General features: G+C 62.7%; 21 protein-coding genes and 1 pseudogene. 5 read left to right on the forward strand and 17 right to left on the reverse strand.

Annotation, left to right across the window (positions count from 1 at the left end):
* Nucleotides 1–199 precede the first annotated feature (199 nt).
* On the reverse strand, nt 200–979 hold the full coding sequence (locus tag QNA11_RS09040; protein ID WP_283482765.1) for an SDR family oxidoreductase: 780 nt from the start codon (nt 977–979) through the stop codon (nt 200–202).
* A gap of 605 nt (nt 980–1584) precedes the next feature.
* A complete protein-coding gene (locus QNA11_RS09045; RefSeq protein ID WP_283481505.1) occupies nt 1585–2940 on the reverse strand; it encodes a transposase in 1356 nt (451 codons plus the stop codon).
* A gap of 110 nt (nt 2941–3050) precedes the next feature.
* Between QNA11_RS09045 and QNA11_RS09050 the strand changes: the two genes are divergently transcribed.
* The 4 genes and pseudogenes from QNA11_RS09050 to QNA11_RS09065 all read left to right on the forward strand — a co-directional run bounded on the left by QNA11_RS09050 (nt 3051) and on the right by QNA11_RS09065 (nt 7032).
* Nucleotides 3051–3524: a hypothetical protein gene (locus tag QNA11_RS09050; RefSeq protein WP_283482766.1), complete on the forward strand. Its 474-nt coding sequence runs from the start codon at nt 3051–3053 to the stop codon at nt 3522–3524.
* A gap of 349 nt (nt 3525–3873) precedes the next feature.
* The gene (locus tag QNA11_RS09055) at nt 3874–5244 is read left to right on the forward strand and encodes a tyrosine-type recombinase/integrase (protein ID WP_283482767.1); all 1371 of its coding nucleotides are present in this window, start codon (nt 3874–3876) and stop codon (nt 5242–5244) included.
* A gap of 484 nt (nt 5245–5728) precedes the next feature.
* Nucleotides 5729–6061: pseudogene (locus QNA11_RS09060) on the forward strand (aldo/keto reductase); the annotation flags it as partial.
* Between the two features lie 74 nt (nt 6062–6135).
* Nucleotides 6136–7032 carry a LysR family transcriptional regulator gene (locus tag QNA11_RS09065; RefSeq protein ID WP_283482768.1) on the forward strand — a complete coding sequence of 299 codons (897 nt, stop codon included), beginning with the start codon at nt 6136–6138 and terminating at the stop codon, nt 7030–7032.
* Here the strand turns inward: QNA11_RS09065 and QNA11_RS09070 are convergent.
* The 11 genes from QNA11_RS09070 to trbB form a co-directional block, all read right to left on the reverse strand.
* The gene (locus QNA11_RS09070; RefSeq protein ID WP_283482769.1) at nt 6996–7253 is read right to left on the reverse strand and encodes a DUF2274 domain-containing protein; all 258 of its coding nucleotides are present in this window, start codon (nt 7251–7253) and stop codon (nt 6996–6998) included. The two genes, QNA11_RS09065 and QNA11_RS09070, sit on opposite strands and share 37 nt — an antisense overlap.
* Nucleotides 7250–8449 carry a TraB/TrbI/VirB10 family type IV secretion system protein gene (locus QNA11_RS09075; RefSeq protein WP_283482770.1) on the reverse strand — a complete coding sequence of 400 codons (1200 nt, stop codon included), beginning with the start codon at nt 8447–8449 and terminating at the stop codon, nt 7250–7252. Before QNA11_RS09075 ends, QNA11_RS09070 begins: the two co-directional genes overlap by 4 nt.
* Complete coding sequence (gene trbG / locus QNA11_RS09080) at nt 8446–9438, reverse strand: P-type conjugative transfer protein TrbG (protein WP_502867559.1); 993 nt, start codon at nt 9436–9438, stop codon at nt 8446–8448. The genes QNA11_RS09075 and trbG overlap by 4 nt, the downstream gene beginning before the upstream one ends.
* 125 nt (nt 9439–9563) lie before the next feature.
* Nucleotides 9564–10253: a conjugal transfer protein TrbF gene (trbF, locus tag QNA11_RS09085; RefSeq protein WP_283482772.1), complete on the reverse strand. Its 690-nt coding sequence runs from the start codon at nt 10251–10253 to the stop codon at nt 9564–9566.
* A gap of 3 nt (nt 10254–10256) precedes the next feature.
* On the reverse strand, nt 10257–11612 hold the full coding sequence (gene trbL / locus QNA11_RS09090; RefSeq protein ID WP_283482773.1) for a P-type conjugative transfer protein TrbL: 1356 nt from the start codon (nt 11610–11612) through the stop codon (nt 10257–10259).
* The gene (gene trbK-alt, locus QNA11_RS09095; protein WP_283482774.1) at nt 11609–11944 is read right to left on the reverse strand and encodes a putative entry exclusion protein TrbK-alt; all 336 of its coding nucleotides are present in this window, start codon (nt 11942–11944) and stop codon (nt 11609–11611) included. Before trbK-alt ends, trbL begins: the two co-directional genes overlap by 4 nt.
* A gap of 11 nt (nt 11945–11955) precedes the next feature.
* On the reverse strand, nt 11956–12693 hold the full coding sequence (gene trbJ, locus QNA11_RS09100; RefSeq protein WP_283482775.1) for a P-type conjugative transfer protein TrbJ: 738 nt from the start codon (nt 12691–12693) through the stop codon (nt 11956–11958).
* A complete protein-coding gene (gene trbE / locus QNA11_RS09105) occupies nt 12690–15128 on the reverse strand; it encodes a conjugal transfer protein TrbE (protein ID WP_283482776.1) in 2439 nt (812 codons plus the stop codon). The genes trbJ and trbE overlap by 4 nt, the downstream gene beginning before the upstream one ends.
* Nucleotides 15129–15135: 7 nt before the next feature.
* Nucleotides 15136–15411: a VirB3 family type IV secretion system protein gene (locus QNA11_RS09110; protein WP_283482777.1), complete on the reverse strand. Its 276-nt coding sequence runs from the start codon at nt 15409–15411 to the stop codon at nt 15136–15138.
* Nucleotides 15411–15752: a TrbC/VirB2 family type IV secretion system protein gene (locus QNA11_RS09115; protein ID WP_502867525.1), complete on the reverse strand. Its 342-nt coding sequence runs from the start codon at nt 15750–15752 to the stop codon at nt 15411–15413. Before QNA11_RS09115 ends, QNA11_RS09110 begins: the two co-directional genes overlap by 1 nt.
* Complete coding sequence (gene trbB, locus QNA11_RS09120; protein WP_283484185.1) at nt 15749–16699, reverse strand: P-type conjugative transfer ATPase TrbB; 951 nt, start codon at nt 16697–16699, stop codon at nt 15749–15751. The genes QNA11_RS09115 and trbB overlap by 4 nt, the downstream gene beginning before the upstream one ends.
* 638 nt (nt 16700–17337) lie before the next feature.
* Here trbB and QNA11_RS09125 point away from each other — a divergent pair.
* Nucleotides 17338–18114, forward strand: coding sequence for a YecA family protein (locus QNA11_RS09125; RefSeq protein WP_283482778.1), 777 nt, complete (start codon nt 17338–17340; stop codon nt 18112–18114).
* Nucleotides 18115–18125: 11 nt separating this feature from the next.
* Here the strand turns inward: QNA11_RS09125 and QNA11_RS09130 are convergent, their stop codons facing one another.
* The 4 genes from QNA11_RS09130 to QNA11_RS09145 form a co-directional block, all read right to left on the reverse strand.
* A complete protein-coding gene (locus QNA11_RS09130) occupies nt 18126–18929 on the reverse strand; it encodes an HNH endonuclease (protein WP_283482779.1) in 804 nt (267 codons plus the stop codon).
* 151 nt (nt 18930–19080) lie between these two features.
* Nucleotides 19081–19515: a CopG family transcriptional regulator gene (locus QNA11_RS09135; protein ID WP_283482780.1), complete on the reverse strand. Its 435-nt coding sequence runs from the start codon at nt 19513–19515 to the stop codon at nt 19081–19083.
* Nucleotides 19516–19522: 7 nt separating this feature from the next.
* On the reverse strand, nt 19523–21505 hold the full coding sequence (locus tag QNA11_RS09140) for a conjugal transfer protein TraG (protein ID WP_283482781.1): 1983 nt from the start codon (nt 21503–21505) through the stop codon (nt 19523–19525).
* Nucleotides 21506–21831: 326 nt separating this feature from the next.
* Nucleotides 21832–25014, reverse strand: a complete 3183-nt coding sequence (locus tag QNA11_RS09145) for a tetratricopeptide repeat protein (RefSeq protein ID WP_283482782.1) — start codon at nt 25012–25014, stop codon at nt 21832–21834.
* Between the last annotated feature and the right edge of the window lie 52 nt (nt 25015–25066).

A 25066-nucleotide genomic window follows, 5' to 3' on the forward strand; every position in this document is an offset into this window, starting at 1 on the left:
ACACAGGGAGTCACCGCCGTCATTGCGAGGAGGCGAAGCCGACGAAGCAATCCAGGGCCACATCGCCGCCCTGGATTGCTTCGCTTCGCTCGCAATGACGGGCTCCGAGTAAAACCAGCGCTTTTGCGGCTCTGGATTCCCGATCGCTCGCTCGAGCGAGCGTGGGGAATGACAGCGAACCACTCAAGCGGAATTCGCATCAGCCGGGGGATACGGCGGAGCCCGCCAGCAACCCGCCGTCGACATGAATCTCTGTCCCCGTCACATAGGTCGCTTCGTCAGACGCCAGAGTGACGGCGATCGCCGCGACTTCCTCGGGCATCCCGAAACGCTTCAACGGCGTGTCGGCAACCAACGCTTGCATCTTGGCCGCGCGGTCGGGGCCCGTTCCCAGCATCGGCTCCCAAATTCGCGTGCGTATCGCGGCCGGATGGATCGAGTTGCAGCGGATTTTCCATCCTTTCTGCGCGCAATAAAGCGCAACCGTCTTGCTGTGGTTGCGAATCGCCGCCTTGGATGAGGCGTAAGCAGCCGCCAGCGGGATGCCGACCAAACCGGAACGCGACGAGATGTTGATGATCGAGCCGGCGCCCTGCGCCTTCATCGCCTTGATGGCGTAGCGACAGCCAAGGAAGGTCCCATCGAGATTGACCCGATGGACCTCCCGCCAATCGGCAAGGCTGGCCTGTTCGGGATCATGCGCCGCGGCGCCCTGCTCAAATCCCGTTACGCCTGCATTGTTGACCACCACGTCGGCTGTCGGGACGCGTTCGGCCAGGCGCCGCCAATCAGCTTCCTCCCGCACGTCGAGCGTCTCGAACCGACAGCCGATTTCCGTGGCGGCCGCGGCGCCAGCCGCTTCGTCTATGTCTGTGAGAATGACGATTGCGCCTTCCTCACGAAAGCGGCGCGCAATCGCGCGACCAATGCCCCGCGCCGCGCCAGTAATGACGCAGGTCTTTTTGTGAAGTCTTTCCATGATGATCTCGAAAAAGAGTCCAGCCGGCGGATCGCTCCGCCATCGAATGCCTTCCCGCCTTAGCGGTGACGCTGGATCATTTCGAAAGTCTCCCGAGACAAGATTTATTTACCTGTGCCCACGCCGCCCCGCAACGCCACCCATAAAATGTCTCTGCGCGGCGCTTCGGCGCGGCCAGCAGCGCGCCTACCCGGACAAGCGCGGCGGCCAAGGCCCATCCCCATGATTTCAATGCAAATCTAGACAAACATAGTAAGGCTCGAGCGCAGCTATGTCGCATTATTCGGACGCGCCTCAAAAACGACCTTTTTTCGCAGCATTTTTACTGCGCTCTGATGAGAGAATATTTATCTAAGTCGCGGTTTTATCTTACAGAATCAACAGCACCCACTTCGTTTCCACTGCGTATTCAGGATAAAGGGCGCGCAAGCATGAGGAAATTATTTATTGCCTCGCTTATGTCTTTGTTCTTCTCGGGAATCTCGGCGCTGGCTGGCGACTTGTCCGCTTTGGCGCCTCCTGCGTTACCTTGGATGCTTACGCCAAAGCCACAGCCAACTCTCAGAGTCGGGGCCTATCAGCGCGGTGACGAAGTCGCAGCTTGATTAATCGGGTTCCGGAGCGGCGATGACGGCGAGCAAGGCCGGCGCGCCGCCGATGTCGGCGATGATGACGATGCCCGTGGCGCTATCTGTCCGAATAACGAACAAAAAGGCGTTTCTGGCCGCCTCGGCGCGTTCTCTTGGCGTCCCGCAGCCGACGAGGGCGCGCATCAGGACGCCAAGATTGAAGCCTGCGACGTGGATCAGATAGCGCTTGGCGATGTTCTCGCGACCGCGAAGCCAAGCCCGGCGCATGCCGCCGCCATCCAGCACATGGGCGAAGCTGCGTTCGACCAGCTCACCGCGCTTGCGCATGGCGGCGCGTCCAACGCCCGATTTCAGCCGTGCGCGGTTGGCGTAAACGGCGTCGCGCGCTTCTTCGTCTCCATGCCAGCGCAAATAGCCCTTCGCCGGCAAAGGCTCGCTGATCCGGCTCTTCCACTCGCCGTCGTCAAGGCCTTTCAAAACCTCGCGCGAATGATAGCCTTTGTCCGCGATGATTTCGCAAGGATCGTCCGGCGTCGGCGCGAGGCCGACAGCCGAGAGATTGGCCTTCGCCGTCTCCAGCGTGTCGCCAAGCGTCGTCGTATCGCCCTTGTCCGCCTCGTGGATCGGCGCGGCGACGATCACGCCTGTGTCGAGGTCGACCGCATGTTCCGGCTTGTAGGCGAGATGCGTCGTTCCGTCCTTCATCCGCGCGATCTTCGCCTCGGCGTCCGTGGCGCTCGTCCAATCGTCGTTCGAGAGCTTCTTGCCTTTGCGCTTACGGTCGAAACGCGCCAAATCCTCGGCGTTCGGCGTCGCGATCCCGCTTTCCTTCGCCATGCCCTCGAGCATTGCGCGATAGGTCTCGCCATTGTCGCGCCGCACGATGCTGCGCAGCGCCGCGTTCGCCTCCATGGTCGAGCCGTCGACGCCGATGCGCTCGCCCTTCACGAGGCCGCGCTCGGCGACGAGCTTCAAGATGAAACCGAATACCTTCTCGTGAACCTCATGCGGCAGACGCGAGCGCGTCTTCGACAGCCATGAATGATCCGGGACTTTCTCGCGCGTCGATAGCCGCAAGAAATCCCGCAACGAAAAGGAATCCGCGCAGCGCCATACGATGCCGCGTTCGCTGTCGAGCCCTTCGAAGTAGCCCACCATGTGCATGCGGAAATAGCGCCCTGGTGGCAACGAGGGCGCGCCCATCTTCGCCGCGTAGTAGGGCTTGCAGGCGTTCTCGACGAAAACGTCGAAGCCCGCGTCCAGTAGAACCTTCTGAAGCTCGTCGTAAAATGCGTGCCCCGGAGAGCGCGGCAGATCCGCCCAGCCGACAACCAGATCTTCCTGCGTCCCCGTCTCACGCCGCATCGCCATCGAACCAACCTCGGCCGAATCTCACTTGGAAACGGAATCAGTCAGACGCGACTTCGTCAACGGGCTGCTATGTTGGGGCGCTCAGCAATCAATCACTGATCAACATCACAGTGCGTCGCCCTTGGGACGCGCATTTCGTTCCGGGCGCGATGGTGGACGCCCACGCAATTTATACGGCTTATCGCTTCGAGCGCGTCCCTTTAGACCTCGAAATCGAGGGCGGCGTCGCCAAGCGTTTTGGCAGCGACGCTGGCGGGCGTCAGTGGGAGTTCGACCTCATTCCGATGGCGCGGTGGAAATATTTTCCATGGAACGATTTCATTTATACGAACTTCAGGGTGGGTCTTATCGGCGCAAGCTATGTGACCGGCATTTCAGATTTCGAAAGGCAGTTCGATAGTAGCCATCACAGCGCGCGGTTCCTGAATCTGCTTGTGCCGGAATTTACCTTCGCGCCGTCTAAAGACGCGCCTTTCGAAGTATTCGTACGCGTGCATCATCGGTCTGGCGTCTACGGCCTCATCGACGGCGTGCATGGCGCTTCCAACTACATATCGACCGGGATGCGATTTTCAGTCTTTTGATCCGACTGACGCAACGCGTCGAAGCCCCTCGCTATTGGCCCCTTCCTCTCACAGAGACGCAGGCGCGGCGCGCCGGGGCTAACTCCGCCAAGGCGCAGCAGCGCGCGACCTGGAGCGCCCCCTCGGCGCGGCAAACAGCCGCGCACGCTTCCCCTTGCAGGGCTCGATCTGGCGTTTTTCAACTGCTCGGGTTTAATGGCGCGCCCGAAAGGATTCGAACCTCTGACCCCCAGATTCGTAGTTAGTCGCATACGCTACCCCGCAGTTTCCTCTTTTGCGCGCCGCCCCTACGACGACGACGGATCTGAATGATTTTTATTGCCTTTATGTGGCCGTGGCGTATGGTGGCGTGGCCAACCCCAAAGACTCTCATGGATGCATTCACCGTTTTAATGCCGTTCTAAAAGCCATGACCCAGCATCGCAACTCCCTCTCGGATCGAAACATCGCCGCCCTCCCCTTCGTCGCGTCACGACAGGAGATCGTGCGCGACGCGGATCTCTCCGGCTTCTTCCTCTTAGTCGGCGCTCGGTCGAAAACCTTCATGATCCAAGGCGACCTCCGTGTGGCCGGCAAGCGCCAAACGATCCGGATCAAGGTCGGAGAGGTAGGCAAGATCACTGCTCGCGAGGCCAGGGCAAAGGCAAAGGCATTGCTCGGCTCAATTGCGGACGGCATAGACCCTCGCCCGAAGGCAAAACCCGGGGCAAGCGTTCCGTCGAACTCGAACGATCCCACGTTGCGCGAGGCTTGGGGCCGGTATCGCGATGGCCACATGAAGCGGAAGAACAGGAGTGAAGGAACGATCGAGAACTACCGGGATCACGTCGAGCGCTTGATGTCGGATTGGCTCGACGAGCCGCTTTCGCGTTTTGGCGAGGATCCCGCTTTGGTAGTCGTCAGACACGAAAAGATCACCAAAGAGCACGGATCCTATATCGCCAACGGGTGCATGAGGACCCTTCGCGCAATATATAACCATGCGCGCAAGGCGGCGCGGGCGCTCCCGGCGGACAATCCCGTTTCCGCAGTCGATTGGAACGCCGAAAGCAGGCGAGATACGGCTTTAGGCTTAAGCGACCTGCCCGGGTGGTTCGCCGAGTTGGCCGCGCTCGACAACGCGATGCGACGGGAATTCCACCTGTTCTTGCTATTTTCGGGGCATCGCCCAGATGCCATCAAGAAGGCGCGCATTGAACACCTCGATTTCAAAAACAGAGTGCTTCACATTCCGAAACCAAAAGGCGGAGAGACGAAGGCGTTCGATATCCCATTGTCGCGACCAATGATCCGTTGCCTGGTTCGCGCTATTCGGATCGGCCGCACCTTTTACCCTGATCAGGCGAGTGAATGGCTGTTTCCCGCGGACAGCAAGAGCGGGCATCTCGCGGAGCATAAGGAAAAGCGAAGCGATCTATCCAAATGGGGCAACGAGCTTCGGCAGACTTTCCGAACCATTGCACAGGCGGCCGGTGTGCCGGAGCTCGACGTCCATTTGCTGATGAATCATTCGATACCGGGCGTGAACGCGGGCTACATCACGCGCAATGCGTTATTGCGCGACCATCTGCGCAGCCAGCAAGAGAGCATCTCCCGGAAAATCCTCGAAGCTGCTCGCGCCGACCGCAAAGGCAAGAGTAGCCCACGGGGGACATGGCCACTGGTGGGAGGCCGAGATTTCCTCTCCAAGATATTGGATCTCACGGGCCGGCGTCCATGAATATGGGTGAGAGTTCGGTGGTAGCATAACGCGTCCGAATAGACTGTCCTCAATCTCCTTCTCTAAAAAACTACGAAGGGCGCCTCAGCGTCCGCATCGTAGCCGAAGCGAATAGATTCCGCACATCGCGCTTCGCCGCGGTGGACGGAAACGCTGCCGGATCGGATAAACTGCGGGGTTGAGGAATTGCTGGTGCGCGTTCGGCTAGCCGCCGCATTTCAACTTGTCCCCAGAGTGGCGAGATCGGGTTGGATGATCGCACGTGTCATTTGCTCGGCCAGCTCGATTGCCGAAGGCCACTCCAACGTGGGCTTGTTCACGCGTAACGACACGATTCCATGAAGGCCTGTCCATAGGAGCAGCGAGAGACGTTCCGGGTCATCTGAAACCCGGCTGGCTCCCGGCGCCGGAGCAATTTGACGAATGAGCTCGACTGAACGCGCGAGCAATGGGCGCCCAAAATCGGCCACGCGCGGATCGCTCAGCCTTCCGTCGTGATGACGCATTCATTGATGAACTCGCGCAGATGGGGATAGCCTTCGTACCCTTCTTCCCACTGGGCGGATTTAAACCGCTGAGATCGCCGGCGCTCGATTCCGCAGCGGCTTCTCTAGGCGCTACCACGCGGCAGGTCGGGCTAGCGTGGTTGTTGCAGCGATCGCCCAACATCCTGGTAATTGCCGGAACGTCGTCAGTCGAACATCTCCACGAGAACCTGGAAGCGGCTGCGCTTCGCCTTCCTCAAGAGACCGTCGCCGCGCTGGATGAAATCGCTGCCGGCTCTGAAAACAATTTCAGGCCACACTCGTCACGCTAATGAGGTTTCGATGGGTATCGGCTTGGGTTCCCCCCTTTTGAAAGGGCTGCGGAATGGATTTCGATTTACGATATATGAGATGGGCGATCATTGCAGCTCAGCATCGTAGCCTTCGCAAGGCCGCCGAAAGTTTGCACGTGCGCCAGTCGACATTAAGCCGCACGCTCCGCGATCTCGAAGATCGCTTGGGAGCGGAACTATTCGAACGAACCAACGGCGGCACCCGACCGACCGCGGTCGGCCGCGAGTTCCTCGAAGCGGCCCGGAACATCATTGAAGAAACCGACGCCGCGTTCGCAAGGCTGAAGGCCATGTCGAGCGGCCAAACGGGGCGACTGACGATCGGCGTCTATGTATCGCTTGCCGCCGGAAACCTGCGAGCCACGCTGGCCGAATACCATAGGCGGCTCCCGGAGGTCGACATACACACCGTCGACGGCGCTCAGGATCGGCTGCTCCGCGATCTGATCGCCGGCACCGTCGATGTGGCGATCATGACGACCTGTTGCCCGGGTTGGGACGATCGAAAGCTGCCGCTCTGGAGCGAACGCGTGATTGCGGCTCTGCCGGATGGACATCCGCTTTGCGAGAAGCCAGCGATCCAGTGGGCTGATCTCGCTGGCCAGCCGTTGCTTGGCAAGCAGCGCGGCTTGGGGCCTGAGATGCGTAAGCTCATTGCGACCAAGCTCGATGCGTTTGGGGCGCAGCGGATGCTGCATCAGGATGTCAGCTTCGATCGGTTGATGAGTCTGGTCGGCGCCGGGATCGGCATCTGCCTGATGCTCGAGGGCGCCACCGGGGCCCGATATGATGGCGTCGTCTATCGAGAGATTCACGACAACGACGGGCCTACCCGATTCAATTTCGCCGCCTATTGGCGCCAAGCCAACAAGAATCCGACGCTCGGACCGTTTCTCGACATCTTGCGCGAGCGCTATCCGGATCTCTCACCAGTTGTCGCGACGGCCTGAAGATTGCCTGAACGGCGCGCCTTTAGGAAGGCTCGGTCGGTTGCCATGAACCGTTCAATCATCGGCACGATCAGCTTGGCAGGCTCCGGGGCTGGTTGCCCGTTCATCCGCCCGAGCGCCTCAGCGTAAGCGACAAGGTCCCGATGCACCGCCGCCGGCAGCTCGACGGTGACCTTCAGCGGCTTGTCGTCGGCAAGCGGTCCGAGCTTCAATTTCGTCATGGTTTCGCTCCCTGTCCGTAGGGCGCCAATACGAGATCGCGCGTGACCACGACGCGGACCGGAAACCCCGGGCGAATGGTCAGGGTCGGCTGGACGTTGAGCTGGCGTTGAATGATCTGCTGACCGGTCTGGCTGATCGAGTTGGACGCGCCCGAGCGGATGGCCTGAACGAGGTTGTTTTCATTCTGGCTCGTGCCGGCTTCGGCGCCGACGCTGAGCAGCGTCGAAAGTACGGCGCCCTCGAGCAGCTTGTCCCAGTGATTGTCGACCTCGTCTTCGAGCCCGGCATAGCCGCCCGTGTCGGCGCCGGGTTGACGTTCCAACACGATCGAGGTCCCGTCGGGCATGATGAGCCGAGTCCAGACGAGCAGAAGGCGCGACTGGCCGAAGGCGACCGAGCTGTCGTATTGGCCGATCAGCTTCGCGCCTTGCGGGATCAATAGGTAATTGCCGGTCGGACTGTCATAGACCGCTTCAGTCACCTGGGCCGTGATCTGGCCGGGCAAGTCCGAACGGATGCCGGTGATGAGCGCGGCGGGGATAACCGTGCCTGCCTGGACGACATAGGGCGACGCCTTGGTCTGGAGCCGGTCGGCGCTGACCGTTCGTCGGTCGATCGAGGCGTTGAGGAAGGCCGTTTTGCGGTCCTGCATGTTCTGCGCCGAGCCGGCGTCGACCGGCGCCGTCGGCGTCGCGCCCGTCGCTATTGCAGGAGTCACCGGCGGTGCGACGGCGGCGATAGCTGGGGCCTGCTGACTCGTCTGCGCGAACAGTCGGCTGACCCTCGCGGCCTCCATCTCCTGGGCGACGCGCTGTGCTTCCGCATCCGGCGCGGCCCCAACAGTCGTCGGCGCAGCACCGGCGTTCAGGATCGGCCTGCCGAGATCGCCGGGCAGCGGCGGGCCAAGTTGGGGAATCTGGCGCGGCAGGCCTGTATAATCCTTAGGCAATCCGGCCAAGCCCTCGGCCGAAAGGCGGTTCTGGGTGCTGAGCAGCTCCTCGCCATTCTGAGAGTTGTGTTGCGGCTGAAGCGCGTAACCGAGCGCGCCGGCGATCGCGAGCGCGGAAACTGCGCCTAGGCCGATCAAAACCTTGCGCGACAGACGAGTGACGCGCGGTTGCTCGCCGCGCAATCGCAGATCGGCCGGCGCAAGGGAGGGAGTCGGGCGGTCGTCCTCTTCGCCGTTCGTCGTCATGACCGCGGCCTTCCATCAGTACGGATAATGCGGACACGGCGCTCGCTGTCCTTGTCTCCGAGGCGCAGTTCGCCGGCGGCGAACAGCCGATCGACGATGTAGTAGTTGCGGCTGGCGCGGTAGTTGACGAGCTCCGAGCCGCCCGCAGGACCGATGACGAACAACGGAGGCATCTCGCCCTGCGTTATGCCGCGCGGGAACTCGATATAGACCTTCTGGCCATCGTCGAAGGCACGCAAAGGCCGCCAGGCGGGATTGTCGCCCTGGATCGCATAGCGGAAATTAATCGCGGCGAGATCGACTCCCTTCTCGATTGGCGCGGCTTCTTGCGCCTCCTGGTTCTGTCGGCGAAGCGCGATTAGCTGGTCTTCCGGATATTGCCAGGAGACCGAGGCCATGTAGGTTTTCTCGGTCGAGCGTAGCTCAAGGAGATAGGTTCGCCGATCAGTATTGATGACGAGGTTGGTGGTGATGTCCGGCCGGGTCGGCTTCACCAGGATGTGGATCTTCTTCGCGGCGCCCGCGCCACTCTCGGTGTCGCCAATGATCCAGCGCACCGTGTCGCCAGCGGCCACGGGGCCAGAGCCCACGAGCTGCTCGCCCTCCTGCAACGCGACGTCGGTGATTTCGCCAGGCGCAGTGTAGACCTGATAGAGCGCGCCGGCCGAGAATGGATAGACCTGCACTGCGTTGATGAAACCGTTTCTCACCGGCTGCACGCGCGCGGCGGCGTTGGCCTGATTGACACGCACCGCCGGATCGGTCGCTTCAGGGATGGGTTTGCCGTTCGCAAGCGGCTTCAACTGTCCGGGGAGCGGCAGGAGTTTGGGCAGCTCGACGACCTTCACCGGCAGCGGCGGATTGCCCGAAAGTTTCGCCGGCGCTGCGTCATCATAGTCGACGTCGGGCGGGATGAACTTGTTGGCGCAGCCTCCTAGCGCCGTCGCTCCAATCAGCAAAGCCGCCACTCCGCATCCTCGGAAAAGCATGATCGCGCTTCTGCGCTTTTGCGGATCGACGGGTTTGAGGAAAGCCGTCGTCTCGCCTATCCGGCGATACGGAATTGCGGAAATGCGTGAAGCCGGCTCGCCGGCTCCAGAGGAATTCGGCGGGGTCATTGTCCCAGCTCCTTCGACCAATTGATGGCGTTGACGTAGATGCCGAGCGGATTCTTGCGCAGGCGATCAGCGTCGGTGGGCGTCTGGATTGCGACCGAAAGAATCGCGGTCCAACGGGTGGTGTCGGCGAGCGCGCCGTTCTGGTAGCGATGCTCGACCCAGGCGACGCGGAAGCTCGATGGCGAGGCGCGGATCACGCTCGATACGTCGATGGCGACCTGCTGCTTGCCGAGCTTCGCGAAGGGATCGTTGGCGCGCGCATATTCGTTCAGCGCCTGCGCCCCTCCCGTCGTCGTGAAATCGTAGGCCTGAAGCCAGTTCTGCCGAACGATGATCGGATCGGCCGGCAGCGCGCGGACCATTTCGATGAAATGGGCGAGATACCAGGCGATCTCGGGGTCGGACGGCGCATAATCCGCGGTCGCCGGCGCAACTGCTTGGGCTTGCCCGAGCTTATCGACCTGGACCACCCAGGGAACGACGCTGCCGTGCGTCGACTGCCAGACGAGACCGCCAGCGAGGCCCAGTGAGAGGAACAGCGAGCCGAAGGCCATGAGCCGCCAGTTCTTCGCCTGCACCCGGGCTGACCCGATGCGCTCGTCCCAGGCCTGGGCGGCGCGCTGATAGGGCGTCTCCGGCTCGGGGGTGCGCCCATAGCGCACCGACGATCGGCTGAAGATCGACATCTCCTATTCTCCTCCCGAAAGGTCGATGGAATGGCCGCCGCCATGGCTGTCACCGGACCGCAGGGCGTGGCCCGCGGTCTCAGCGCCGCGCATGAGCGCCTGGTTGCGTTTCATGCGCTGAGCCCAAGCGGGCACGCCGGAATCGATTGTGGTCGCAGCCTCGCCGCCGCCAGCGATGTCGCCGTTCGCGGCTCCCACGAGCTGGCCGCCGCCGGTCGCGGCGAATCCAGAGCGACCGCCAGCGGCGAAGCTTTCCTGAAGCGAACTCGCGGCTCGGGACGCGGCCCGGCGCATGGGCGCGACGGCGGCCGCGCCCGCCGCGCGCCCCACACCGGCGAGGCCGGACGCCATGCCGGCGGCGCCGGACTCCCCAAAAGAAGCGAGGCTGTAGGCGGAGGCCGCTCCGCCGGCGATCGCCGCCCCACCGCGCGCCGCGGCGGCCGCGCCGGATGCGGCGCCCACCGCTCCCCTTCCGGCCAGGCCCAGCCCCGCGCCGCCAGCCATGGCCGTGCCGGCGACGGCGAGGCCCGTGCCGACGACGGCGCCCGCGCCGAGCTGCGGCGCGCCGGAGACGAGGCCCGTGGCGATGCCGGGACCGAAGATGCCGAGGCCCAACATCGCGAGGGCCGCGAGCACGACGGAGAGCGCCTGCTCGATCGTCGGTTGGCCGCCGCCGTAGCCTAGACTAAATTGGGAAAAGAGGCCCGTGCCGATGCCGACGATGACGGCCAGCACCATCACCTTCACGCCGGAAGCCACGATGTTGCCGAGCACCTTCTCGGCGAGGAAAGCGGTCTTGTTGAAGAGGGCGAAGGGAATGATGATGAAGCCCGCGAGCGTCGTGAGCTTGAACTCGATCAGAGTTACGAAGAGCTGCACTGCCAGAATGAAGAAGGCGATCAGCACCAAGAGCCAGGACAGCATGAGCACGGCGATCTGGACGAAGTTCGCAAAGAAGCTCGAAAACCCCATCATCTGGCTCGCCGCATCGAGCAGCGGCTGACCGGCGTCGAGGCCAACCTGGGCGAGATGGCCAGGCTGCAGGAAGGTCGCGGTCGAGATCGACGAGCCGCCGGCCTTCAGTCCGAGGCCCGCGAAGCTATTGAAGACGATGCCTGAGAAGTTGTTGAAGTTGGTGATGACGAAGGCGAAGAAGCCGATGTAGAGAGTCTTCTTCACCAGCCGTTGCAGGATGTCCTCGTCCACGCCCCAGGCCCAGATGAGCCCGGCGAGCGTGATGTCGATCACGATCAGCGTCGAGGAAAGATAGCCGACCTCGCCCTTGATCAGGCCGAAGCCGGAATTGATGTAGGTCGTGAAGGTGTTGAGGAAGGTGTCGATGACGCCGACGTTGTTCATCGCGCCCCTCCAGATGGAGGGGCAGATGATGATGGGGTGGCCGGCGCGGTCGCCTCATGCGCGGGAGGATTTCGCAGCGGCCGCGCCGGCCTGCCGAAGAACCGGCGGCGGTTCTCGTCCCAGACCGCCAGGCATTGCGGATCTTCGGCGTCACTAGGCCCGAGTGTGCTACAACGGCGCAGCTCGGGCGCGAGGTCGTCAGATGTTGGTGTGGAGGGCAGACTCACCACTGAAGGCGCCGGCGGATGCTGATGCGTCGCGATCAGGGCGGCGACGATTGCGCCGATTAGGATGCCGATCGCCACTATGCGGAAGCCGTCGAGGCGCCCCATGATCTAAGCCCTCAGTTGCCGCTGAACATGGTGACGCTGCCTGGCACATAGCCCGTGCGCGTCGAAAAGGTCTTGTACTGTTGCTGCCCCTGTGCTTCGGCCGATGCAGTTCGCGCCTGCTCCAGCGCATCGGCCCGACTCTTGGCGGAAAGCACCGAAACGAGATCGGATAGCTGCTGGGATTGGAGGGCGAGGAGCTGATTGCCGGCCTGGGCGGCCTGAAGCGCGCCCGTCGCAGACTGGCTTGCCGAGACGAGCGAGGTCATCGCGCTCGAATTGCTTTGGATGTTGCCGACGACGCCGGCCTGAATCTTGAGCGAGTCCTCGAAGGCGCCGACCGAGTTCTGCCAACGGGTCTGGGCTGAGGCGAGCATGGCGCTGGTCGAGCCCGTGCCCGCGGCGGCGCCATAGTTCGTCGAATAGGCTTGCTGGATCTGCTGGACGTTGAAGGCGATGTTCTGCGCTTGGCCGAGCAGCGTCTGGGTCCGAGTGATCGTCGACTGAAGCTGGGTCAGGGTCGACATCGGCAAGCTTGCAAGATTGCGCGCCTGATTGACCAGGCTCTGAGCCTGGTTGTTCAGCATCTGGATCTGGTTGTTGATCTGCTGCAGCTCGCGCGCGGCCGTTAGCACGCTCTGCGCATAGTTGTTGGGATCGAACACGATCCATTGCGCGGAGGCCGGCGGCGCGGCGACAGCGAGCGTGAGGGCGGCGGCGCTTGCCACTGCCTGGGTGCGGAGCTTGTTCATGGCGAGGTCTCCAGGTTCAAGAGATTGGGGATGAGATCGGCCGCCCAGGCGAGATCGCGATCGACGAGCCAGGATTCGACGAAGGCCTCGCGCCCGTGCTCGGCGAGGATCCGCTCGATTGCGGCATGATCGCTCTTCGACGATGCGGCGCAGAAGGCGAGCGCGACGGGGCCGAGACCGAGCTCGAACAGGCGATTGCCGCGGCGGGATTGGCAGTAGTAGTCACGCTTGGGCGTCGCGCGGGCGATGATCTCGATCTGCCGGTCGTTGAGACCGAAGCGGCGATAAATGGCGGTGATCTGTGGTTCGATCGCCCGCTCGTTCGGCAGGAAGATGCGCGTCGGACAGCTTTCGACGATGGCCGGCGCGATATTGCTGCCGTCGATGTCCGAGAGCGACTGGGTGGCGAAGACGACGGAGGCGTTCTTCTTGCGCAGTGTCTTCAGCCATTCGCGAAGCTGTTGCGCGAAGGCGGGGTCGTCGAGGACGAGCCAGCCCTCGTCGATGATGAGCAACGTGGGCCTTCCGTCGAGACGTCCTTCGATGCGGTGGAAGAGATAGGTGAGGACCGCGGGCGCGGCGGCAGAGCCGATCAAGCCCTCGGTCTCGAAGGCTTGCACAGAGGCGAACCCGAGCTGCTCGGTCTCGGCGTCGAGCAGCCGGCCGGAAGGGCCGCCGACGCAATAGGGCTGCAACGCCTGTTTCAGCGCGGTCGATTGCAGCAAGACCGCGAGGCCAGTGATCGTTCGTTCCTGAATCGGCGACGACGCCAGCGAGGTCAGCGCCGACCAGACGTGTTCCTTGGCCGTCGGACTGATCGCGACGCCCTCCTTGGCGAGGATGGCGGTCACCCATTCGGCCGCCCAGGCGCGCTCGAACGGATCATCGATGCGAGCCAGCGGTTGGAGCGACACGGAATGCTCCGCTCCGGCCGAGAGGCTGCCGCCGAGGTCATGCCAGTCGCCTCCACAAGCGAGCGCGGCCGTGCGGATCGATCCGCCAAAATCGAAGGCGAAGATCTGGTTATCCCGATAACGACGGAACTGCATCGCCATCAGCGACAGCAGCACGGACTTGCCGGCGCCGGTCGGCCCCACGATCAAGGTGTGGCCGACATCGCCGACATGGAGCGAGAAACGGAACGGCGTCGAGCCCTCTGTCTTGCCGAACAATAGCGGCGGCGCCTTGAAGTGCTCGTCGCGCGCAGGCCCGGCCCAAACCGCCGAGAGCGGGATCATGTGCGCCAAATTCAAAGTCGAGACCGGCGGCTGGCGGACGTTTGCGTAAGCGTGGCCTGGAAGGCTCCCGAGCCAGGCCTCGATCGCATTCACCCCTTCCGGCATGCAGGTGAAATCGCGCCCCTGGATCACCTTCTCGACGAGGCGGAGCTTTTCGGCGGCGATCGGCGCGAACTCGTCCCACACGGTGACGGTCGCTGTGACATAGGCCTCGCCGACATCGTCGGAGCCGAGCTCCTGCAGGGCGAGATCCGCATCCGCCGCTTTGTTGGCGGCGTCGGAGTCGACCAGCGTCGACGCCTCGTTGGTCATCACCTCCTTGACGATGGCCGCGATCGACTTGCGCTTGGCGAACCACTGACGCCTGATCTTGGTCAGCAGCTTCACCGCTTCGGTCTTGTCGATGAGGATCGCGCGGGTGGACCAGCGATACGGGAAGGCGAGCCGATTGAGCTCGTCGAGAATGCCGGGATGGGTCGCCGTCGGGAAGCCGACCACGGTCAGAGTGCGCAGATGGTGCGCGCCGAGCCGGGGCTCGAGGCCGCCTGCAAGCGACTCATCCGCGAGCAGCACGTCGAGATGCATCGGCGTCTCGGGGACGCGGACGCGCTGTTGCCGGGTCGAGATGGTGGAATGCAGGTAGGTCAGCGTTTCGCCGTCATCGAGCCAACCGACCTCGGGCATGAAGCCTTCGACAAGCTGAAGGACGCGGTTGGTCCGATCGACGAAGCCGCGCAGCAGCTCCCACGGATCGACGCCGGTCTGCGCGCGGCCTTCATAGAGGAAGCCCTCGATGCGGGAGGCGTCCTCGGCCGGCGGCAGCCAGACGAAGGTCAGGAAATAGCGGCTCTCGAAATGCGCTCCCGCCTCCTCGAAGGCGTCCTGCCGTTCGAGGTCGACCAGCGCCGACGCTGCATCCGGAAAGCTGCTGCGCGGATAGGTCTTGGCTGCTATCCGCTGCGCTTCGACAAAGATGGCCCAGCCGGAGCCGAGACGGCGGAGCGCATTGTTGAGCCGGGCCGTCACTCCCACCAGCTCGGCGGGCGTCGCGCTATCGAGATCCGGTCCGCGAAAACGCGCCGTGCGCTGGAACGAGCCGTCCTTGTTGAGGACGACGCCCTCCGCCACGAGCGCCGCCCACGGCAGGAAGTCGGCGAGGCTCGCGGGATGTTTGCGGTATTCGGCGAGGTTCAGCATGGCCGCCTCACGTTCCGAAATACGCGGGGTAACGCAGGTGCAGGCGCACTACGTCGACGAACTGCGGGTCGCGCTTGGCGGCCCAGACGGCGGCGGCGTGACCCACGACCCAGATCAGCGCGCCAGCAATCCATAGCCGCAGGCCCAACGCGATCGCCGCCGCGAGCGTGCCGTTAGCGATCGCGACGGCGCGCGGCGCGCCGCCCATAAGAATCGGATCGGTAAGCGCGCGGTGGACCGGCGCAAAGAAGCCGGGCACGTCCGGATCGACGATCGCCGTCATCAGATCAGCGCCCCGCCCGAGAACGAGAAAAACGAGAGGAAGAAGCTCGATGCGGCGAAGGCGATCGACAGGCCGAAAACGATCTGGATCAGTCGCCGGAAGCCGCCCGAGGTGTCGCCGAAGGCGAGCGTCAGGCCGGTAACGGTGATGATGATAACCGAGATGATCTTGGCGACCGGGCCTTGCACGGATTGCAGGATCTGATTGAGCGGCGTCTCCCACGGCATGGAAGAGCCCGACGCATACGCCGCTGGCGCAAAGGCCAGCGAGATTGCGGTGAGCGTAATCAGGGCGCCGATGCGGCGACGAACGCGACGGGCCTCGGAAAGCAAGCGGATCATGACAATTCTCCCGGAAGTGATAGGTCGCCGCCCGCCGCGGCGGAGAGAACGCGGTAGTCGCCGGTGGCGGGATCGAGGCCGGCTACGGTGGCGAGCTCGGCGAGGCGGCGTTCCGCGCCGCGGCCGCGCAACACCGCCACCACGTCGATGGTTTCGGCGATAAGAGCCTTGGGGACGGTAATGACGGCTTCCTGGATGAGCTGTTCGAGACGGCGCAAAGCGCCGAGCGCCGTGCCGGCGTGGATGGTGCCGATGCCGCCGGGATGACCTGTCCCCCACGCCTTCAGGAGATCGAGCGCCTCGGCGCCGCGCACCTCGCCAATGGGGATACGGTCGGGCCGGAGGCGCAGCGAAGAGCGAACGAGATCGGAGAGCGAAGCGACGCCGTCCTTGGTGCGCATCGCCACGAGGTTCGGCGCGCGGCATTGCAGCTCGCGCGTATCCTCGATCAGCACCACGCGATCCGTGGTGCCGGCGATCTCGGCGAGCAGCGCATTGGTGAGCGTGGTCTTGCCGGTCGAAGTGCCGCCGGCGACGAGGATGTTCTTCCGCGCGGCCACGGCCTTGCGCAACACCGCCGCCTGGTCGGTCGCCATGATGCCCACGCCGACGTAATCATCGAGGGTGAAGACCGCGACCGCGGGCTTGCGGATGGCGAAAGCCGGCGCGGCGACGACCGGCGGCAGCAGGCCCTCGAACCGCTCGCCCGTCCCGGGGAGCTCGGCGGAGACGCGCGGCCGCTCGGCATGAACCTCTGCGCCAACATGATGGGCGACCAGGCGTACAATCCGCTCGCCGTCTGCGGCGGACAGGGTGCGCCCGCTATCCTCGAGCCCACCTGACAGCCGGTCGATCCAGAGCCGACCGTCGGGATTGAGCATTACCTCGACGATGGATGGGTCTTCGAGGAAGGTCGCGATCGCCGGACCAAGCGCGGTGCGCAGCATGCGCGCGCCGCGGGAAAAGGCCTCGGAAGAAGCATCAAGTGTGGCCGCCACGATCGTCCCCGTCGACGGCCGACCGCGAAGCGCGATCGGCGACGGGGATGATTAGAAAAGGCAATAGATGCGGCAGTTCAACACGGTTCTGGACGGCATAGCAACGCGGCGTAGTGGAGAGAAAAAATACTTGCTGGGTGCGGCGCAACGATTCTTCCCGAGAAGTATGGGCTTGAGCGAGGCCTTCGCTCCGCGACTCGCGTCCGGTCAGGGAAAGCGCATATCCGGGGGCGCGAAAGGCGTGGTCTGGCCGAAGCGCTCTTGTATCGCCGTCACCGGTGGCGCATCAGCGTGCGCACAAACAGCCGACACGGGGGAGCGGACGTTCCGGCCATCGGTGCCGGAACAAAACGCCCCAAGGGCGCGCGTCGCGGCAGGCCAATTTCCATGATGCCGAAGGAAGCAGCCGCCCTGCGCCAAGCGAGCCAGGCGACCCTTAGGCGTTCCGTAACTTACGGAGGGAATGTCCGGGCAAACGGTCGACGCCGATGAGGCGCATGGGACCTGCGTCAGATTGGCGCCGGTCTTAACCTCGATGTTAGTCTACGCCCTTCCGAGGGGTGGGGATTCAAAGCGTAGGCGCATCAATGAGCAAGGTCGGCCGGAACGATCCATGCCCGTGCAATTCGGGTTGGAAATACAAGTATTGCTGCATCAACAAGGAGACGCGGCAACGGATCGTTCCCATCACAAAGGGAATGCATGCCCCAGGTTCGCCCGAAACCGTCGACTTAACCAATGACTGGATGAACTTCGCCTCCGCGTTGGGCCGGTCGCTTCATTATTTCTGTAAAGATAACGGCATCTTCTTCTTTTCGTCTGTTGTCACGGTCGGGAAGATGGAGGAACTAACCGCGGCGTTGTCCGCCGGAATGCTGACCAAGACGGCCCTGATCGAGCACTACATCGAGGTCGCCAAGGAAGAGCACGTTGTCGCCTGGATCGAAGATGCGTGTGGGAATTTTCCCTCCTTCGGTCCGAGGCGTAATATCCTTTTGGACGCCGTGTCGGCACATTACGAGGGGCGATATACGCTATCGGTGCCGGTCTTATTCGTACAGCTGGAAGGCGTACTGCGGACGATCGGCAAGATCGATCCCCGCGATGACTTTAAGGCCACGATAAAGCGCGACTGGGACAGTCGAATGCTTTTTGGCATGAGCGAAAGCGCTGTCATGCTCAACGCCTTCCTCAGCCGTCTCTATGAGGGAAGGCGGAGGGCAGACGAATTCAATCGGAACCCGGTCCTGCATGGTGCCAACGTCACGTACAACACCGAGGAAAATTCGTTGATCCTCATCCTAACCTTGTTGGAGATAAGAAACTTTCTCTGGTTCGAGAAAAATACGGCGCCTATCGTTTGAGCCGCAACCGGTCAATGTTTGTCGATGAAGGTGCCGGCGATGACCGCATATGCGGGCGTTACTGGTCCGAGTTCAGCCAACAGATGAAGAATGACGGCTACGTAGACCTGCCCATTCACCTCAGCCCGCCTCATGTCGATCATCGCTATGGGCGGAAGTTCCGGAATGGGCCACGCTTCGGGATACTGGCCGACCAGGTGCGTACAAAGGCTCAGATCACGGCCGAGTATAAGATCCGGCAGCATCGGCAAAAAGCCATCGTGTCCAAGCTCGGCGACCGCGTAGCCGTGGGCTATTTTCGCCAGCATCCGCAGCCAGGCGACGCCGTCAAGGTCAAACCCCACGTGCTTTTGTCGTTGCAGCTTTTCCTTGGTCTCGTCGACTATCCCGGTAGCCCCGAAGATTTTGTACTCGAAGTTTAAGACCGACTGCCGAGGCCTGCCCTCCAGCACGCCGGGAATCGACCGCAGTCCCGGGAGGATGACAATCTGCGGATGGTCCTCGACCGCGACCTTTGTTGGTCCCTTGAGATCGAAATCGAGGAGCAGTGGCACGGTCTTGGGACCGTTCTTGTTTTTCGTCAGCTGCGAGACGGTGCGATAAGGAAGCAGCGTTCTCTTCATGTACGCGTTTTCGACGCCATCGATAACAAGCTGGCAGGCCTTGCAGCTTGCATCGAGAAAGACGAGGCCGCCACCCATCCCTTTCGGATAGATATGCTCTGTCGTGAGCGGCTCTCCGTTGCCGTCGCTGCCGCAATAAATACAGCAACCGATCGACGGAAAGACCCGAGACTTATCCTTGGTTACATCCATAGGTTTTTCTATAGGATTGCCCGCGAGCGCGGGGCGAAGCTGGCCGTTTATATCCCAATCGATCGGCGTCTGCGGCGGAGGGGACAGCCCGCCTCTACTAATGGCGGTTTTCGGGGCTGAGCGGAGCAGAGGAATGGGCCCAGGACCGAGGCTACTCACTGGTTTTGCTGCTATCCAGATCCTCCGGGATTTCCTGGCGTAGTTTGGGGCCTTGGCTAAGCCGCCTCCCCAATGCCAACACGAAATTATCATAGCGCGCTCCTGCTTGCGCACGCGCGGCCTTGGCAGCGGGCTCCGGCAGCGCGGGTGTCGTCGTGAGCCAGAACCGGATGAACAAGGCGAGCGTCTCGACGGCAATGCCGATGTCGCGCTCGAGGCGCGCCAGGCGCCGGTCCTGCTGATCGAGGCGTTTGGCAATTGCCGCCTCGCGTCGCTCGTCGGCATCCGGCGACAGGAAGGAGGCGATGGCGGCTTCGGCGATGAGCGACATCGACTGCTCTCGCCGGGCCGCATAGGCCGACAGGGCCTGCATGAGCGCGGGATCGAGATAGACGGAGATCTGAATCTTTTTCTTTGGCGCGGCCATGCAGGCCTCACATTCCGAGATCGTCGCCCGGATCGAGCGCGGCTTGCTGAGCGAGGCCCCGCATGAGGTCATTCATCCGGCCGATCCGCGGAGCGTCCTCGTCGGACTCATCGATTTCATCGAGCACGAATTCGTTCTCGATCGGCGCATTCTTCTCGACGGCGACTTGACCGAGCTCGGGCTGCCGCCGGCGATCCGCGTGCTTCGGATCTTCGTCGTCCATCTGTTCGCCGTCAGGCATGGCTGGCGTCGGCGGACGCGGCGGCAGTGGACGGGAAGTCCAGTCGTCGGGCCGTGCTTTCTTGAGCCGCTTCGGCGCCGGCGGCGGCATGATGCGCTCCTGAAAGCGCTCGTCCTCGTAATAGCGGGCCTTCTTCGCGCGGATGGGGTGGACCCCCGACACCATGACGATCTCGTCGGTCGGCGGGAGCTGCATCACCTCGCCCGGCGTCAGCAGCGGACGCGCGGTCTCCGAACGGGAAACCATGAGGTGGCCGAGCCAAGGGCTGAGCCGGCTACCGGCATAGTTCTTCATGGCCTTCATCTCGGTCGCGGTGCCGAGCGCGTCGCTGACCCGCTTGGCGGTGCGTTCGTCATTGGTCGCGAAGCTGACCCGCACATGGCAGTTGTCGAGGATCGAGTTGTTGGGGCCGTAGGCCTTCTCGATCTGGTTCAGCGATTGCGCGATCAGGAAGCTCTTGATGCCGTAGCCCGCCATGAAGGCGAGCGCGGACTCGAAGAAGTCGAGCCGGCCGAGCGCGGGAAATTCATCGAGCATGAGCAGCAATCGCTGCCGACCGGCCTTGGCCTGCAAGTCCTCGGTCAAGCGCCGGCCGATCTGGTTGAGGATCAAACGGATCAGCGGCTTGGTGCGAGCGATGTCCGAGGGCGGAACGACGAGATATAGCGTCGTTGGCCGATCGCCGGTGACGATATCGCCGATCCGCCAGTCGCAACGCCGCGTCACTTCCGCGACGACTGGATCGCGGTAGAGGCCGAGAAAAGACATGGCCGTGCTCAGGACGCCGGACCGTTCGTTGGCCGACTTGTTCAGGAGCTCGCGCGCGGCGGACGCTACGACCGGATGGACGCCGGCCTCGCCGAGATGCGCCGTGCGCATCATGGCGGAGAGCGTCGACTCGATCGGCCGCTTGGGATCGGACAAGAAGGCCGCGACGCCCGCGAGCGTCTTGTCCTCTTCGGCGTAAAGGACGTGAAGGATGGCGCCGACCAGCAGCGCGTGGCTGGTCTTTTCCCAATGATTTCGTTTTTCCAGGCTGCCTTCGGGGTCGACGAGAATGTCCGCGATGTTTTGCACATCCCGCACTTCCCACTCGCCGCGACGAACCTCGAGCAGCGGATTGTAAGCCGACGACTTCGCGTTGGTCGGATCGAACAAGAGCACGCGGCCGTGCCGCGCGCGGAAGCCGGCTGTGAGCTGCCAATTCTCGCCCTTGATGTCGTGGACGATCGCCGAGCCCGGCCAGGTCAAGAGCGAGGGGATGACGAGGCCGACGCCCTTGCCGCTCCGGGTTGGCGCGAAACAAAGGACATGCTCCGGCCCGTCGTGGCGGAGGTAGCTGCGCTGATAACGTCCCAGCACCACACCGTCGGGTCCGAGCAGGCCGGCTTGCTCGATCTCCTTCGGCTGCGCCCATCGCGCGGAGCCATAGGTCTCGACGTTCTTCGCCTCGCGGGCGCGCCAGACGGACATGCCGATCGCAACAGCAGCGGCGATGATCCCGCCCGACGCCGCGATATAGGCCCCCTCCTCGAAGATCGACGGCGCATAGGCGTCGTAGGCATACCACCACCAGAAGAAGGCCGGCGGCAGGTAAAAGGGGAAATGCAGAACCTCGAACCAGGGGCGTCCGAGTTCCGGTTGAAATCCGAGACGCCAAGCCGTCCACTCCGTCGCGGCCCAGATAGCCAGCAGGACGATGGCGAAGACGGTGGTCACTGGACCCCACAAAATCTTGGTCGCCGACATTGCAGGTTTCCTTTCAAGGAAAAGTAGTCGGTGCCGGATGCCGTGGATTGCAAGGCTCATGAAGCCGGTGTCGTAGCCTGGCGTATCGGCGCGTGAAAATATTGGATGCAGCGTACTTGGGATCTCAGTAACCGACGGCTCGTGCCCGCTCTTTCTCTTCAACCCGGCGATGACTAGCGGTTGTATGAAATCCGAGCCATTGCGATTCGCTAACTAAAGGCGGACGGGGCGAAATTGTGACTAGTCCATGGATCGGCACGGGGAAAGTCAGAAAGTGACCTACCTGGTTTCGAGAGTTGAATCCTTACCATCGGCGCCAGCCACGCTCACCATAGGGCGCGCTGCCGCTCCAGCTCGGCAAGGTCAATTCGCGTGCCGGCGAGATTCGTGATCGCCGCGTCAAAAGCAGCGCGGTCGCGCGCGGCGACGGCAAGCCTCACTATCACAATCTGCACTGGCACATTGAACGCCATTGCGGGCGGTATGCGCACCTCGACAGCTTTGCGTATCAACGCGGCACGCGCGGCGGGGTCTTCTGCTTCGTCGGCTGCGCGGAGCAGAGCGTCGATGATGAAAGCGCCGACGCCCTCGTCCTCTTGCAGATGGTCGCGCAAGAAATCGGCTGCGATTTCCGGCTGGCCGTCCGCTAGCATCACTTCGGCTAAGGCCATGAGAGCGAAGGTTTTGAGCGAGCCATACGCCTCGCGCTCGGCACGTTTGGCGACCTTCTGCGCTTCGTCGCGATTTTCTTCGCGCAGCAGAATGCGCACCATCGACAGAGCTGCGCGTGCATTGCCGGCGTCATCCGCCAGGAGCTTGATCAAGAGCGGCCGCGCCTCCTCGTCGCGGCGCGCGCGCTCTAGATTGTTAGCCAACGCGGTCAGGATCGCGACGTTATCCCTGAACTCGGCGGCACCGGACTGGAGTACCTCAATCGCGCGCGATAGGTCGCCGAATTGTTGGAGGGCGCGGGCCAAGTATGTCACGATAAACGGATCGTCGTTGCGTTCCTTCCTGAGATCGGTGAACAACTCGATTGCCCGCGCATAGTTGTGCAGGCCGAGCTCCGCTCGAGCCCACTGGAGGGCGTGCCAAGCGTTTTCAGACGGCAACAGCCCGTACTCGTTCAGAAACTCTTTAGCTTGCTCGAACTCGCTCTTGTAGAGCAGCGCGTCTACGTGCGATCGACGCATGCCCACATTGTTCGGATAGACCGAGACCAGCGAGCGATACTCCTCACTGCCCTGTTTGATCGCTCCAGTCCTGACCATCGACGACGCACGGCGCATTAGCGCACTCTCGCCCATCGGACCGAGGGTCAAAGCTGCATTGTACAGCGCCAGCGCTGCTCCGTAGTCGTGGTGGTCGAAGCAATAGCCCGCTGACGCTACGAGCTCGGTGAAGTAATATCTACCCGCGAACTCGGTAAGGCTCAGCCCCTGCGTCTGTCCGGAGAGCATACGATGATAGTAGCTCTCGCGAAGCCATTTTGGGTCATCGTCCTCACGGTATACGCGCTCGAGCTGCTCGGCGATGCGGGCATGGTTGACAGTTCGGTTGTCCTCAACGTCGCGAGCGGAAGCAGGCATAAGGTCGTTGCTGGCCCTCTTTCTGAATAGCCCGAGCGGGGTAAGGAGCTCACCCCAGCGTCGGTCGCGCACCGCATAAATTATGTCGTTCCCGCGGGCATGGTGCACGCTTTCGTGCCCGGCGAGCGCCTCAAGCACGCGGGACGGGACTGGGATGCGAAGGTCGGAGGCTGCCTCCATGGCAGCCTGGGCAGGGCCGTCCACCAGACGCGCGAAAAGGTTGACCTGTAGCTTCTGCCGGACTTGCTTGATGAAACTCTCGTCTAACAGTACCCCCTGGCCATCCTGCTGAAGAATGCGGCCCGTCAACGCCGCGACGAGCGGATGTCGGTCGATTGCGTCGATGAGGGCCGCCGGATACTCGGCCAATCCAGCCTTGGCCCGGTCGAAATAATCATCGAGAACGTTGATCACCGTCTCCGTTGTGGCGTATCGCCCCATCCTAACGGAGACCAAGGGATAATTTCCCGCCGCCCTATGGAGAGTCGCGGGGAGGTACTCACGACGTGACGACACGAGGACTTTAATGCCGTCTTTGCCCACAACCTGCGTCAGGAATGCATCGACCTGCGGATCGATAAACCGTTGGTTGGAGTCAAGAACCTCGTCGAGATCCTCCACGACAAATACCAGGCGGGGGGCGATGGCGTTAAGAAGTCGTCCTATCGACGGGGACAGTTGATTGTAGGTCAGGTCGCCGAGCACGCTGATGACGTCGGCCGCGAGATTGACACCGAGTTGCGCCATCATCTGCTCGATCATGGCCCACACGCCTCGCGCCAGCCGTGCTTCGATACGGACCAGCAACTTATCGTACAGGCGGTTGGCAAGAAGCTGGTCAAGGAACGTGCTCTTACCGGTTCCGCCGCCGCCGTGAACGACTGCGAGCCGCGCCTGCGAGCGCAGAAACGTCTCAGCCTCTGTCATTTGGGCGCCGCGCTCCCGAAAGTGCGCGTGCGGCTGTACGGGTTCGCCGGGCTTCACGCCGTTGTCGGCGAGCGCCTCAATCCGTCTGCTAATCTCCGCGAGCCGAATCCGGCGTTCGACGGCCGGATCAAGCCTCACCTCCAGCCCACCAATTCCGCGCAGCTCTCGGGTTAGTGACGCGAGTTGGAGGTCGAGGTCCAAGGCCTCGATCAGTTGGTCCCGTTCTGGAAGCGTGTTGCCGGCCGCCTCTAAAGCGGACCACAGCGTCCACTGCCGTTGACGAGCCGAGAGCAGGGCTTGGTGAATGACCTCCTTCCCGGGTAATTGAGCGCCCGTAAAACGGGTCTTCAGGTTTAGCCAGCCGTTCCCTCTAGTGGTTCCCTGTTCATAGACCAGGATGTTGGAAAACCCGATCTCGCCCAAAGCTTCGGCCAGCAGCTCGGACGTCCAGCAGTGGTTGTTGCGCTCGCCCTCCGGAAATCGAAGCAGGTCCTGGATCAGCACTACATCATCCGGACGCAGCAGCCGAAGCACAGAATGGAGGAGCTCGGCTGTCTCGCCGATCCTCAGCTCGTGCAGCACATTGCGGCAAAAGAAGATTTTGGGAACAGAGGTTGGCGGCTCTGTGGCGAACTGATCAAGGGTAAGCTCATCGGTTCGGCCGGTCAGCCTCAGCTTGCGGGCAAGCCGATGCACCTCATCCAGATGCTCCTCGAAATCAACCGGGCAGTAGCGCCAGCCGGGGCGCGACGCAAACGCCGGCAATTTCGCCAGGCGGGACAGCAACGAGCCGTGGCCGCAGCCGACGTCATACAGCCGGCCTTCGTTCGCAGCAGATAGCGCCTCGCTCAGGTGACCTACGATGCTGCCGAGCTGAGGGTCTCCAAGAGCGTCCCCCGGATCCTGCACGATCTGCCGAGCCATGTAGTTGCGGGCGTATTTCGCTAGTTGCTCGTCGATTTCGGTCCGATCGCCCTGCCGTTTCGCCGTCACGCCTCTCCTCCCCCTCTCTGCCACCTTCGGCGGCAGTGCCGCGTTTTGACGC

This window comes from Methylocystis sp. JR02 (genome assembly GCF_030063565.1).
Taxonomy (GTDB): domain Bacteria; phylum Pseudomonadota; class Alphaproteobacteria; order Rhizobiales; family Beijerinckiaceae; genus Methylocystis; species Methylocystis iwaonis.

Coding starts and splice junctions, on each gene's coding strand:
- QNA11_RS09040 (WP_283482765.1), bottom strand. CDS start 979: ATGGAAAGACTTCACAAAAAGACCTGCGTCATTACTGGCGCGGCGCGG.
- QNA11_RS09045 (WP_283481505.1), bottom strand. CDS start 2,940: ATGGCGATGCGGCGTGAGACGGGGACGCAGGAAGATCTGGTTGTCGGC.
- QNA11_RS09065 (WP_283482768.1), top strand. CDS start 6,136: ATGAGATGGGCGATCATTGCAGCTCAGCATCGTAGCCTTCGCAAGGCC.
- QNA11_RS09070 (WP_283482769.1), bottom strand. CDS start 7,253: ATGACGAAATTGAAGCTCGGACCGCTTGCCGACGACAAGCCGCTGAAG.
- QNA11_RS09075 (WP_283482770.1), bottom strand. CDS start 8,449: ATGACGACGAACGGCGAAGAGGACGACCGCCCGACTCCCTCCCTTGCG.
- trbG (WP_502867559.1), bottom strand. CDS start 9,438: ATGCTTTTCCGAGGATGCGGAGTGGCGGCTTTGCTGATTGGAGCGACG.
- trbF (WP_283482772.1), bottom strand. CDS start 10,253: ATGTCGATCTTCAGCCGATCGTCGGTGCGCTATGGGCGCACCCCCGAG.
- trbL (WP_283482773.1), bottom strand. CDS start 11,612: ATGAACAACGTCGGCGTCATCGACACCTTCCTCAACACCTTCACGACC.
- trbK-alt (WP_283482774.1), bottom strand. CDS start 11,944: ATGGGGCGCCTCGACGGCTTCCGCATAGTGGCGATCGGCATCCTAATC.
- trbJ (WP_283482775.1), bottom strand. CDS start 12,693: ATGAACAAGCTCCGCACCCAGGCAGTGGCAAGCGCCGCCGCCCTCACG.
- trbE (WP_283482776.1), bottom strand. CDS start 15,128: ATGCTGAACCTCGCCGAATACCGCAAACATCCCGCGAGCCTCGCCGAC.
- QNA11_RS09110 (WP_283482777.1), bottom strand. CDS start 15,411: ATGACGGCGATCGTCGATCCGGACGTGCCCGGCTTCTTTGCGCCGGTC.
- QNA11_RS09115 (WP_502867525.1), bottom strand. CDS start 15,752: ATGATCCGCTTGCTTTCCGAGGCCCGTCGCGTTCGTCGCCGCATCGGC.
- trbB (WP_283484185.1), bottom strand. CDS start 16,699: ATGCTGCGCACCGCGCTTGGTCCGGCGATCGCGACCTTCCTCGAAGAC.
- QNA11_RS09125 (WP_283482778.1), top strand. CDS start 17,338: ATGAGCAAGGTCGGCCGGAACGATCCATGCCCGTGCAATTCGGGTTGG.
- QNA11_RS09130 (WP_283482779.1), bottom strand. CDS start 18,929: ATGGATGTAACCAAGGATAAGTCTCGGGTCTTTCCGTCGATCGGTTGC.
- QNA11_RS09135 (WP_283482780.1), bottom strand. CDS start 19,515: ATGGCCGCGCCAAAGAAAAAGATTCAGATCTCCGTCTATCTCGATCCC.
- QNA11_RS09140 (WP_283482781.1), bottom strand. CDS start 21,505: ATGTCGGCGACCAAGATTTTGTGGGGTCCAGTGACCACCGTCTTCGCC.